This is a genomic window from Arthrobacter sp. NPDC057013 (assembly GCF_042674585.1).
GTDB lineage: Bacteria > Actinomycetota > Actinomycetes > Actinomycetales > Micrococcaceae > Arthrobacter.
The window spans coordinates 88,459-97,046 of sequence record NZ_JBHUSE010000005.1 but is presented as its reverse complement, the minus strand read 5'-3'; the positions used below and the strand labels follow the sequence as shown (position 1 = coordinate 97,046).

9 protein-coding genes are annotated in these 8,588 nt (G+C 65.6%); 3 read left to right on the top strand and 6 right to left on the bottom strand.

Annotated features, from left to right (window positions below):
* Positions 1–144: 144 nt before the first annotated feature.
* The 6 genes from ACFTSA_RS09160 to ACFTSA_RS09135 form a co-directional block, all read right to left on the bottom strand.
* Positions 145–477, bottom strand: a complete 333-nt coding sequence (locus ACFTSA_RS09160; protein WP_003798940.1) for a metal-sulfur cluster assembly factor — start codon at positions 475–477, stop codon at positions 145–147.
* A gap of 16 nt (positions 478–493) precedes the next feature.
* The gene (sufC, locus tag ACFTSA_RS09155) at positions 494–1,282 is read right to left on the bottom strand and encodes a Fe-S cluster assembly ATPase SufC (protein ID WP_377950964.1); all 789 of its coding nucleotides are present in this window, start codon (positions 1,280–1,282) and stop codon (positions 494–496) included.
* Between the two features lie 97 nt (positions 1,283–1,379).
* Entirely contained in the window at positions 1,380–1,739 is a 360-nt protein-coding gene (locus ACFTSA_RS09150; protein WP_377950963.1) for a non-heme iron oxygenase ferredoxin subunit, read from the bottom strand.
* A gap of 55 nt (positions 1,740–1,794) precedes the next feature.
* Entirely contained in the window at positions 1,795–3,036 is a 1,242-nt protein-coding gene (gene sufD, locus ACFTSA_RS09145) for a Fe-S cluster assembly protein SufD (protein ID WP_377950962.1), read from the bottom strand.
* Positions 3,036–4,499 carry a Fe-S cluster assembly protein SufB gene (gene sufB / locus ACFTSA_RS09140; RefSeq protein WP_377950961.1) on the bottom strand — a complete coding sequence of 488 codons (1,464 nt, stop codon included), beginning with the start codon at positions 4,497–4,499 and terminating at the stop codon, positions 3,036–3,038. The genes sufD and sufB overlap by 1 nt, the downstream gene beginning before the upstream one ends.
* Entirely contained in the window at positions 4,499–5,350 is an 852-nt protein-coding gene (locus ACFTSA_RS09135; protein ID WP_377950960.1) for a helix-turn-helix transcriptional regulator, read from the bottom strand. The genes sufB and ACFTSA_RS09135 overlap by 1 nt, the downstream gene beginning before the upstream one ends.
* A gap of 119 nt (positions 5,351–5,469) precedes the next feature.
* On the opposite strand from ACFTSA_RS09135, the gene ACFTSA_RS09130 reads away from it, so the two are divergent.
* The 3 genes from ACFTSA_RS09130 to ACFTSA_RS09120 are packed head-to-tail and all read left to right on the top strand — an operon-like array spanning position 5,470 to position 8,145.
* The gene (locus ACFTSA_RS09130; protein WP_377950959.1) at positions 5,470–6,438 is read left to right on the top strand and encodes an ABC transporter ATP-binding protein; all 969 of its coding nucleotides are present in this window, start codon (positions 5,470–5,472) and stop codon (positions 6,436–6,438) included.
* Positions 6,435–7,193, top strand: coding sequence for an ABC transporter permease (locus ACFTSA_RS09125; protein ID WP_377950958.1), 759 nt, complete (start codon positions 6,435–6,437; stop codon positions 7,191–7,193). Before ACFTSA_RS09130 ends, ACFTSA_RS09125 begins: the two co-directional genes overlap by 4 nt.
* Before the next feature lie 7 nt (positions 7,194–7,200).
* A complete protein-coding gene (locus ACFTSA_RS09120) occupies positions 7,201–8,145 on the top strand; it encodes a heme A synthase (RefSeq protein WP_377950957.1) in 945 nt (314 codons plus the stop codon).
* Positions 8,146–8,588: the final 443 nt, after the last annotated feature.

Genomic DNA, 8,588 nt, shown 5'->3' with positions numbered 1-8,588 from the left:
GGCTGCGTCTTTTTTTTATATCATACTGTTTTGTGCCTTTTTGCCCGTTAAGACGGGACGAAACGGAGAATTGGTTGGGGGGGCAAACGACGCCGGCCGGTTACCTTCACTGGGAAGGTACCCGGCCGTCGTCGTGCGTGGGGATTAGATATTGAAGCCGAGGGCCCGCATCTGGTCCTTGCCGTCGTCGGTGATCCGTTCCGGACCCCATGGCGGCATCCAAACCCAGTTCAGGCGCCACTCGTCCACGACGCCGTCAAGCGCCTTGCCGACCTGCTCCTCGAGCACGTCGGTAAGCGGACAGGCCGCGGTGGTGAGGGTCATGTCGATCAGCAGGGCGCCGTCGTCCTCCGAGTACTTGAGCCCGTAGAGCAGGCCCAGGTCCACGATGTTGACCCCGAGTTCGGGGTCGATGACATCCTTGAGTGCCTCTTCGACATCCTCCAGCCCGGTGCGGGCTGCGTCGATTTCGGTCATGGTCGGTCAGTCCTAACTAGGCCTGGACCGCTGCGGCAGCCGCGGCTGATCCGGCACCCGCGGCGTAGCGGTCGTAGCCTTCTTCTTCGAGACGGTCGGCGAGTTCCGGGCCGCCCTCTTCCACAACCTGGCCGTTCACGAAGACGTGAACGAAGTCAGGCTTGATGTAACGCAGGATGCGGGTGTAGTGGGTGATGAGCAGGGTGCCCATGTTGCCCGTGGCGTGTGCACGGTTGACGCCTTCGGAAACTACCTTGAGGGCGTCGACGTCCAGGCCGGAGTCGGTCTCGTCGAGGACGGCGAACTTCGGCTTGAAGAGTTCCAGCTGCAGGATCTCCACGCGCTTCTTCTCGCCGCCGGAGAAGCCTTCGTTGACGTTGCGCTGGGCGAAATCGGCGTCGATGCGCAGCTGCTGCATGGCGGCCTTGACGTCCTTGGTCCAGGTGCGCAGGGCGGGGGCTTCACCGTCGATGGCGGTCTTGGCGGTCCGCAGGAAGTTGGTCATGGTGACGCCGGGAACCTCCACCGGGTACTGCATGGCCAGGAAGACGCCCGCACGGGCGCGCTCGTCAACGCTCATGGCCAGCACGTCTTCGCCGTCCAGCGTGATGGTGCCGCGGGTGACGTTGTAGCGCGGGTGGCCGGCGATGGTGGACGCCAGGGTGGACTTGCCGGAGCCGTTGGGGCCCATGATGGCGTGGGTCTCACCGGTGCGGATGGTCAGGCTGACGCCCTTCAGGATCTCCTTGGTGCCCTGCTCGGTGTCGATGCTGACGTGCAGGTCCTTGATCTCAAGAGTAGACATGTGTCTTGTTCTCCTCTGCACCGTGCCGTTCTGTCGGCGGTGCGGTCTTTGGTCTGGAAGTTGTTAAGTTCTGGTTCAGGCCCGGCCGGTAGCCGGATCAGCTGAAGTTCGGCGTTTCGGCGCCGTTCAGGACATTGGTGAAGTCCACGTAGACATCGTCTCCGTGGATCTCCACCGCGAACACGGGAACGGGGTCGTAGGCTGGCAGCTGCAGAGGTTCGCCGCTGCGCAGGTCGAACTGGGAGCCGTGCCCCCAGCACTCGATGGCGCACCCCTCCACTTCGCCCTCTGAGAGGGAGATATCGGCGTGCGAGCACGTGTCGCCGATTGCGTGGATTTCTCCCATGGAGTCCTTGACGATCGCGACGGGAAAGTCATCGATCAGGATCCGCAGGGCCTGCTTGGGCTGGATCTCGTTTGCTTTGCAGACGAGCTCGCCCTTTGGCTGTTCAGTCATCCGTTGTCCTGTGCTGTCGTTTCCGGCTGGTTGGGCCGGGCCTGGTTCCGTACGGTCAGTTCTCGTTGGCGGCGAGCTCGCGCTCGACTTCCTCGGTCAGGCGCTCTTCGAGTGCCGGAACCTTGATCTGCTGGATGATCTCGTTGAGGAAGCCGCGCACCACGAGACGGCGGGCCACGTCTTCGGGAATGCCGCGGGCCATCAGGTAGAACAGGTGCTCGTCGTCGAAGCGTCCGGTGGAGCTGGCGTGGCCTGCACCCTCGATGAGGCCCGTCTCGATTTCGAGGTTGGGCACGGAGTCCGCACGGCAGCCGTCGGTGAGCACCAGGTTCTGGTTCTTCTCGTACGAGTCGGTTCCCAGGGCCTGCTTCTGGATCAGCACGTCGCCCACCCAGACGGTGTGCGCGTTCTTGCCCTGCAAGGCGCCCTTGTAGAGCACGTTGGACTTGCAGTTGGCCACGTTGTGGTCAACGAAAGACCGGTGTTCCAGGTGCTGGCCGGCGTCGGCGAAGTAGAGGCCCAGGAGTTCGGCCTCGGCGCCTTCACCGGAGAAGCGGACGTTGGAGTTCAGTCGCACCACGGAACCGCCGAGCGAAACGGCGATGTGCTTGTAGACGGCGTCCTTGCCCACCTGGGCGTCGTGCTGACCCAGGTGCCGCGCGTTGTCGTCCCAGAGCTGCACGGAGATGACGGTGAGCTGCGCGCCGTCGCCGACGATGACTTCCAGGTTTCCGTTGTGATCAGCGGCACCGGTGTGCTCGAGGATGACGACGCTGCGGGAGTTGGCGCCGGCTTCCAGCACGAAGTGTGCGTTGGAGCGGCGGCCTGCGCCCGCGCCATCGACCAGGATACGGACCGGCTCAGCCGGTTCGGCGTCGGCCGGGATGACCACGTGCAGTGCCTCGTCCGTGTTGGCGGAGGCGACGACGGCGGCCCGGTCAGCCGGGGTCAGGACGGTGCCGCGCGGGGCGGCGCCCTGTGCCAGGCTGTCGCGGACGAAGCCCTCGGGGGCTTCAACGGTGACCGCGGCTGCCTCGCCGTCCGTCGCGACGTCGGAGAACAGGTTGGCCAGTCCGCGGACCGGGGTGAAGCGCCATTCCTCTTCGCGGCCGGTGGGCAGCGCGAAGTCGGCGACGTCGAAGCTCGTGAGCCGTTCGGCGCGCGAGGACATGACAGTGACGCCGTGGTTGTGGCTGTGGTCCACCTTCGCGGGGACCAGCGCCTCGCCTTCCTCAGTGAACCCGGCGATGGAAGGAGCTCCGATGCGGGCCTTTTCAGTAGTAATTTCGGCAGTCATTAACCGACGGATCCTTCCATCTGGAGTTCAATGAGGCGGTTCAGCTCGAGGGCGTATTCCATCGGCAGCTCGCGGGCGATCGGCTCGATGAAGCCGCGCACGATCATGGCCATGGCTTCGTCTTCGCGCATGCCGCGGGACATGAGGTAGAAGAGCTGCTCCTCGGAAACGCGCGAGACGGTTGCCTCGTGGCCCAGCTGCACGTCATCCTCGCGAATGTCGATGTACGGGTAGGTGTCCGAGCGGCTGATGGTGTCCACCAGCAGCGCGTCACAGCGCACCGTGTTCGCGGAGTGCTTGGCACCCTCGCGGACCTGGACCAGGCCGCGGTAGGCCGCGCGTCCGCCGCCGCGGGCAACGGACTTGGAGATGATGGAGCTCTTGGTGTTCGGCGCGATGTGGACCATCTTGGAACCCGTGTCCTGGTGCTGGCCTTCGCCGGCGAACGCGATGGACAGGGTCTCGCCCTTGGCGTGCTCGCCCGTGAGGTACACGGCCGGGTACTTCATGGTGACCTTGGAGCCGATGTTGCCATCGATCCACTCCATGGTGCCGCCCTCTTCGCAGATGGCGCGCTTGGTCACGAGGTTGTACACGTTGTTGGACCAGTTCTGGATGGTGGTGTAGCGGACGCGGGCGCCCTTCTTGACCACGATCTCGACGACGGCCGAGTGCAGCGAGTCCGAGGTGTAGATCGGCGCCGTGCAGCCTTCGATGTAGTGGACGTAGGAATCCTCGTCGGCGATGATGAGCGTGCGCTCGAACTGGCCCATGTTTTCCGTGTTGATGCGGAAGTAGGCCTGCAGCGGGATGTCGACGTGGACGCCCTTGGGCACGTACACGAAGGATCCGCCGGACCAAACAGCCGTGTTGAGCGAGGCGAACTTGTTGTCGCCCACCGGGATGATAGTGCCGAAGTACTCCTGGAAGATCTCCGGGTGCTCGCGCAGCGCGGTGTCCGTGTCCAGGAAGATGACGCCCTGGGCCTCAAGGTCCTCGCGGATCTGGTGGTACACAACCTCGGACTCGTACTGGGCTGCCACACCGGAGACCAGACGGCTGCGCTCGGCTTCCGGGATGCCGAGCTTCTCGTACGTGTTGCGGATGTCCTCGGGCAGGTCTTCCCAGGAAGCGGCCTGCTTCTCGGTGGAGCGCACGAAGTACTTGATGTTGTCGAAGTCGATGCCGGAGAGGTCGGCACCCCAGGTGGGCATGGGCTTGCGGTCGAAGTACTTCAGACCCTTGAGGCGCAGGTCCAGCATCCATTCCGGCTCGCTCTTCTTCGCCGAGATGTCGCGGACCACGTCCTCGTTAAGGCCGCGGCGGGCGTTGGCGCCGACGTCGTTCTTGTCGGCCCAGCCGTACTCATAGGTTCCGATGCCGTGCAGCTCGGGATTCTTCTCCAGAATCTCGGCGATAACACCAGGCTCGGCAACCTTCTTCTCTGATAGTTGGTCCGTCATCACGGCCTTTCTTGCAGATGGTTGGATACTTCGTCCAGGTTGTCCGGTGCGTCGGTGGCCAGGGCCACCGTCACGGCCGGACGGCCTGTGGGTATGTGGGTGGTGCAGACGTGTCCCCCGCGGGCGAGCGTGGAAAGCCTGCGGACATCGACACCGACGAGGCGCGAAAACATTTCCGTCTCCGCGTCGCAGAACACGGGAAACTGGGTAGCCAGCTGCTGGATGGGGCAGTGGCCCTGGCACAGCTGGACACTGGACAGGGCTGCGGGCAGCGGGGCCTTGGCTTCGATGGTGGCAGTGGAGGCGACGAAGCCGTCCCGGGAGAGGGCGGCGGACAGTGCCTGCGCGCGGGCGGTGATGTCCGTTCCGGCCGCTTCCACCTCGGGGGCGTAGCGCCGTTCCATCTCCGCGAAGCGCTCGACGGCGAACTGGCGGACGGCTTCATCGCCTGCCACCGCGCCGAGCTGCTTGAGCGCCAGGGTGGCGATGTTCAGGTAGTCGTCACCCAGTGAGGACTGGCCCTGGGAGCTGAGGACGTAGCGGCGGGCGGGACGGCCGGCGCGGGCGCCTGCGCGGGCCACGCGCTTGACCTCGATGACGCCGGCGCGGGACAGGTGGTCCAGATGGCGGCGGACGGCAGCCGGGGTGAACCCGAGGAGGTCGCCCAGTTCCGCGGCGCTGACCGGTCCGTGTTCCAGGACGGCGCTGAGGACGCGGTCGCGCGTGCGCTCATCGGAGTCGGCCGCGGCAGGCACGGATGCCAGGGCAGCACGATTTCCACCGCGCAGCGCGCCCGCAGGCGCGCCCTGTCCGGCCAATGGCGCGGAAGTGGTCTTGGTCATGGAATACACAACACAATCATGTCGTAATTTTTTGCGGCGTTCCAGTAAGGCAAGGCTGACCTGTGCCCTGTACATGGCTCCAGCACGCTGCTCCAACGTGAGAGTACTACTTCACGTAGAATATTGTGGTGCGATCCCCCAAATCCCCCGTATTGACCATCGACGGGCTCATCAAGGACGTCGGTCCGCTCCCCACCCTCGATGGCAAGATGCTCAGGGTGGTGAGCGACGTCTCGCTCGTCGCCGGCCGTGGCGAGGTTACGGCGCTGCTCGGAGCCAATGGTGCCGGCAAGACTACCACCATCGAATGCGCCCAGGGGCTGCAGCAGAGGACGGGCGGGTCCATTACGCTGCTCGGCTCGGATCCCGGCACCGCCGGTGCGGACCTGCGCGCCCGCGTCGGTGTGATGCTCCAGGACGGCGGCCTCCCGCCGTCGGCCCGTCCCATTCCCTTGCTCCGGCACATTGCCGGCATGTACCGCAATCCCAGGCCGCTGGATGAGCTCGTGGAGCGGCTGGGCATCGACACGTTCAGCAGGACCAATGTCCGGCGCCTATCCGGCGGCCAGAAGCAGCGGCTGGCGCTGGCCGCCGCCCTGATCGGCAACCCGGAGGTCCTGTTCCTGGACGAACCGAGCGCCGGCCTGGATCCGCAGTCCCGTCAGCTGGTCTTCGAACTGATCGCCGAACTCCGGGACGGCGGGATGGGGATCATCCTCACCACCCACCTCATGGATGACGCGCAGCGGCTGGCCGATTATGTGTACATCATCGACGCCGGCAGGAACGTTGCGGAGGGCACCGTCGCCCAGCTGCTCCAGCACAACATGCCGGAGACGCCCCACCGGGACCATGTCCGGACGCTGCACTTCGAGGCAGTGCCGGGCCTGGATTTCGACGGCGTGCTGCCTGCCGAGATCGAGATCCGCGAGACGCGGTCCGGCAGCTATTCCGCCACCGGGGCCCTGACTCCCGAGGACCTTGCCGCGCTGACGGCCTGGTGGGCGCACCACGGCATCATGCCGGGCTCGCTGAGCATGGAGGCCCGGAGCCTCGAAGATGTGTTCCTTGATATTTCCGGAAGGGAAATCCGATGACGACCGCCACGGGCAGCGCACCCGCTCCCCTGCTTCGCCGGATCCTGCTGCAGGGCAAATACGAGGCGACCACCATGCTCCGGAACGGCGAGCAGCTGATCCTGGCGGTGGTCCTGCCGCTCCTGGCGCTGATCGGACTGACGGTCACGCCGCTGCTCGACGGCATCGGCGACAGCCGGGTCAACGTTGCCGTCCCCGGGATCCTGGCGCTCTGCGCCATGTCCACTGCGTTCACCGGGCAGGGCATCGCCACCGGCTTCGACCGGCGCTACGGCGTGCTCCGGTTCCTGTCCACCACACCGCTGGGCCGGGCAGGCCTCATCGCCGGGAAGATCCTCGCGGTCCTGGCCGTCCTGGTGATCCAGGTGGTGATCGTCGCCGCCGTCGCCCTTCCTCTGGGTTGGCAGCCCAATGCCCTGGGAATTCTGCCCGGTATGGGCCTGCTGGTCCTGGGCGCGGCCGCGTTCACCGCCCTGGGCCTGCTGGTGGCGGGCACCGTCCGCCCCGAGGCAACACTGGCCATCACCAACCTGCTGTGGATCCTGCTCGGCGCCCTGGGCGGCATCGTGATCCCCATGCAGCGGCTGCCGGAACTCGCCCAGAACACCGTTCACCTGCTGCCGTCCGGCTCCCTCGGCGAAGGCCTGCGGGACGCGTTCCTGCACGGCGCCGTGAACGGCAACGCCATCCTTGTCCTGCTGATGTGGACGGTACTCGCCGGCGCAGCAGCCATCCGCTGGTTCAAATGGAATTGAGAATAAAGTGAGCACGGCTTCGCGCCTCCCCCAATTCGTCGGCCGCCTGGCATCCAAGCTGCCCGTCACCGTCGATTCGACCGTCCGCCGCCTGGCCGTGCTGTCCCTGATCGGACAGACGGTCCTGGTGGTCACCGGCGGTGCCGTCCGGCTGACCGCCTCGGGCCTGGGCTGCCCCACCTGGCCGCGGTGCACGAGCAACTCCCTGGTAAACACGCCTGAGATGGGCATCCACGGCTTCATCGAGTTCGGCAACCGTCTCCTGACGTTTGCGCTGGCCGCCGTCGCCGCACTCATGCTCGTGTACCTGTGGAACCTTCGCAAGGAGCGCAAGGACCTGTTCCTGCTGGCCCTTGGCCTGCTGGCGAGCATCCCGGCGCAGGCCATCATCGGCGGCATCACCGTACTGACGCAGCTGAACCCGTGGGTGGTTGGCCTGCACTTCCTGGTTTCAATGGCCCTGGTGGTTTTCGCCACGCTGCTGGTGAACCGGGCCTACGGCAGGACCGGCCAGTTCCGCACCTCGCCGCTCGCTGCCCTGCCGGGCGTCCTGCGGCCGGCCATGACCGCCGTCGCGGTGTTTGCATGGATAGCGGTCATGCTTGGCGTCGTGGTGACCGGCGCCGGCCCGCACGCGGGTGACGCCAACGCGCCACGGAACGACCTGGACTGGGACCTGTTTTCGCACATCCACGCCGTGCCCGCATACCTCGTCACCGCCGGCACGCTGCTTGCCGTGTACTTCGTGTTCCGCCGCGGGATCTCCGGCACGTTCGGGACGGCCGTGCTGATGCTGCTCGGTGTTACCGTGCTGCAGGCCATCATCGGCTTCACGCAGTATTACAACGGCATCCCGGCGCTCCTCGTGGGGGCGCACATGCTGGGTGCCGCCCTGCTGATGGCCGCGGCAACCAACGCCGCCGACATCGCCCGCTCCAGCCCGGTTAAGTAAACTCCTCCCGGGCCAGCTCCCCCGACGCTCTATCACTTCCTGGGGCGTTTCGGCCGACGCTCTATCACTTCCTGCGGTGTTTCGGCCGACGCTCTATCACTTCCTGCGGTGTTTCGGCCGACGCTCTATCACTTCCTGCGGTGTTTCGGCCGACGCTCTATCACTCTTCGTCGCTTCCACCCCGACGCTTCCTCACAGCCCGTCGCCAGATGGCAGGCGCTGCCGGCCGGGGGGACTGTTCATTTTCTGGTAGGTCTTCGCGGGCCTGCCATCCACCCCGGCTCTCCCGCGTCAATCTCGCCGCTTCGCATAGACAAGAAATGCTCCCTAACTTGAGGGAGCATGTCTGTATTCGGTGCAGGAGGTGAGGACGCGTCGTTGGAAAACCTGCAGGTGGTGAGGACGCGTCCGGGGAAAACGTGCAACAACTGATAGAGCGTCCC